The organism is Mesorhizobium sp. WSM4817 (assembly GCF_055811135.1).
Genome location: NZ_JBVVQQ010000076.1, coordinates 1 through 2,789, shown reverse-complemented (window position 1 = coordinate 2,789; position 2,789 = coordinate 1). Strand labels below are relative to the sequence as shown.

Here is a 2,789-nt window from a genome sequence, read left to right as displayed (position 1 = left end):
TCTCGCTTGGTCATGGCACTCCCCTTCCACGGGAATCGGTGGTCGTAACGTCACCAGCGTGCCATGGCCGCCCCTCGACTCAGAGCAAGGGCTGTTCTCTCTCCAAAGCTTTTTGCAGAACCTTCAGGACACTATCCAATCGAGGATTTCTTCCTCGGTCGACGTCAGGACCGGTGCTCTTCGGCGCCTCGGGTCCCATCGGAGCATCGGACGTCGTAGTCCGGTTACACTTAACCACTGTCTTCGCGTTTAAGCCGTAGCGGACGGCAAGGGACGGGTGCTTTCTTGCGACGCTTGGAACTCGAAGATAGGACGTGGCGCCGGCGCTGCCGTCCTCGTTGACGACTCAGCGCCTACACCTAAGTCTATCCAATCAGCGGAAACTTTGAGATTTCACCCGTATCGGACCGCTTGGAGATTGTTTTACGCGACGTCTGATGCGGCCGTTTTCCAGTATTGCTTTCATTTCCAACTCCGCCGGTGTCATGTTCCGAGCGCTGAGTGCGAAAGCCAGGCTGCCGAGGTGCTTGCCCAATTGGATGCCACGGGGATCTTGCGGGGCCTCATAGGGGGAGTCGTCGACGAGTATAGGTCAGCCCCGACAGGTACTGGGATTGGCGCCGAAGGCTTCGCGGAAGCACTTCGAGAAATGCGAGGCCGACACGAAACCGCAGGCGATCGCGATCTCAATAATCGGCAACTCTGTTTGTGCAATGAGACGCTTGGCGCGGCTAAGTCTCAAATGCAGGTAAAAGCGCATGGGAGATAACGAAACCGATCGCTGGAAAAGCCGTTCAATCTGACGCTGTGAGCGGCCGACACATTTTGCAATGTCGCGTAAGGGCAGCGGGTCCTCAATATGCTCCTCCATAATGCGAATCACTTCGGCCACCGGCTTGCAGATGCCGGCTTCACCGCCATTTATGGTCCATTGTCTATCAGAGGCAGGGCGCCAATGCCCGGCAGTCGTATGTCGGCAGACGGTCAACGCAGTGTCTCTGCCGAGGCGTTCGCTGATCAGCTCCATAACGAGGTCGAATGACGCAAATTCTCCTGCGCAAGTGAGGAGGCGAGTATCACGAACGAATAGTCGGTCAGTGACCTGAAGGCGGCCAAATTTTTCAGAGAGGGCGGCTCTCTTGTCCCAATGGATTGTGCATGCGGTGCCGTCCAGCAATCCGCTGTCCGCCAACAGCCATGTCGCCGTACCCAACGCTGCGATCGGAACACCGCGCCGCTTGCAAAGCCGTAGAATCTTGCTGAGCGCAGCAGACGTCTGCCTTTCGACCCGTTCGCCTGCACAGACAATGACCATGTTAGCCCCTTTGCCGGCCTGAACGCATTCTCCGGTGCTGGCAAAATCGCTGCCGACCGACAAGACGAATCCGCTGGCGCATTCAACAGGCTGGCCATCCAGGCTTGCAATCGTCCACTCGAAGAAGGATCGGCCGGACACAGAATTCGCGATGCGAAGGGGATCTACAAATGAAGAAAGGCTGAGTAGCGAAAATCCGGGAAGTGCCAGGATTACCAGTCGGTATACGTCCTGGGTGTCAATCACCTGCCGGCTGGGGCTCCATCCCACGATCCGCGAATGGTCACCCGTTGAAAATGGCGCATTCATAAGGTCATACATCCTGGTTGTTGGTGATCAACATCGAGCGGCCGTAAACGACGCCAGCGTCTTCACGCATCGGCACCGCAGCCATCAACTGCGGGTGTTATGCTTGCACTTCATGAAGTCCTTGGCGGTCTCGACAGCCACCGCCGCATCGCGGCAATAGGCATCGGCGCCGACGGCTTTGCCGAATTCCTCATTGAGCGGCGCGCCGCCGACCAGCACGACATAGTCGTCGCGGATGCCCTTTTCCTTCATCGTGTCGATGACCACCTTCATGTAGGGCATGGTGGTGGTAAGCAGCGCCGACATGCCGATAATGTCAGGCTTATGCTCTTCAATCGCCGCCATATACTTCTCGACCGCATTGTTGATGCCGAGATCGATGACGTCGAAGCCGGCGCCTTCCATCATCATGCCGACGAGGTTCTTGCCGATGTCGTGGATGTCGCCCTTGACCGTGCCGATCACCATTTTGCCCTGCTTTGGCGCGCCGGTGGCGATAAGCAGTGGTCGGAGTATGAACATGCCGGCCTTCATTGCATTGGCCGACAGCAGCACTTCCGGCACGAACAGGATGCCGTCTCGAAAATCCTCGCCGACGATGCGCATGCCTTCGACCAGCGCCTCGGTCAGCACCGTGTAGGGCTGCCACCCACGCTCCAGGAGAATGTTAGTGCCTGCCTCAATTTCTTCCTTCAGCCCGTCATAGAGGTCGTCATGCATCTGCTGCACGAGTTCCTCGTCGGACAGCTCGGAAAGGATGATCTCTTCGTCAGCCATGTTGGTTCACCTGGTGCTCAATTCAAAGGAGGCCGGTGCCCCATCTCGATGGGGCACCGACCAGGCTTCCGGTTCGAAGCCTTGGGAGTTGATTTCAGACTGCCAGCCAGAATTCCCGCAGATGAATTTGGAAACCGGAAGACCGGTCTCCGCGGCGCCGGATTGCCGGAGTCTCAGTGTCCATCATTGCGTCACCCTGCAGCGGAATGAGCATCCCGCGTTTAAAACACCCGTGGCTCCGCCGTCTGACAAGGCGAGCCTGACTTAACGTCGCGCTGATGATAGGCGCCGGCAATTGGCCTGAGAAGGCACAAAAGGTTTCGCTGGCCTTAAACCCAGTTTATGTCCAGGTCGCTCGCGCAAGCTGGTGAGGCGTCAAGCCAGGGTA

Annotated in this window: 2 protein-coding genes; both read right to left on the bottom strand. The window is 57.6% G+C overall.

Annotated features, from left to right (window positions below; translation table 11 throughout):
- Positions 1–592: 592 nt before the first annotated feature.
- Positions 593–1,624 (bottom strand): GlxA family transcriptional regulator, encoded by a 1,032-nt coding sequence (locus AC0L2K_RS34710; protein ID WP_473533625.1) that lies wholly within the window; start codon positions 1,622–1,624, stop codon positions 593–595.
- Between the two features lie 84 nt (positions 1,625–1,708).
- Positions 1,709–2,401: a corrinoid protein gene (locus tag AC0L2K_RS34705; RefSeq protein WP_473533624.1), complete on the bottom strand. Its 693-nt coding sequence runs from the start codon at positions 2,399–2,401 to the stop codon at positions 1,709–1,711.
- Positions 2,402–2,789 lie beyond the last annotated feature (388 nt).

What these genes read in the sequence shown, in the direction of transcription:
- AC0L2K_RS34710 (WP_473533625.1), bottom strand. Translation starts at nt 1,624, where the DNA reads ATGAATGCGCCATTTTCAACGGGTGACCATTCGCGGATCGTGGGATGG.
- AC0L2K_RS34705 (WP_473533624.1), bottom strand. Translation starts at nt 2,401, where the DNA reads ATGGCTGACGAAGAGATCATCCTTTCCGAGCTGTCCGACGAGGAACTC.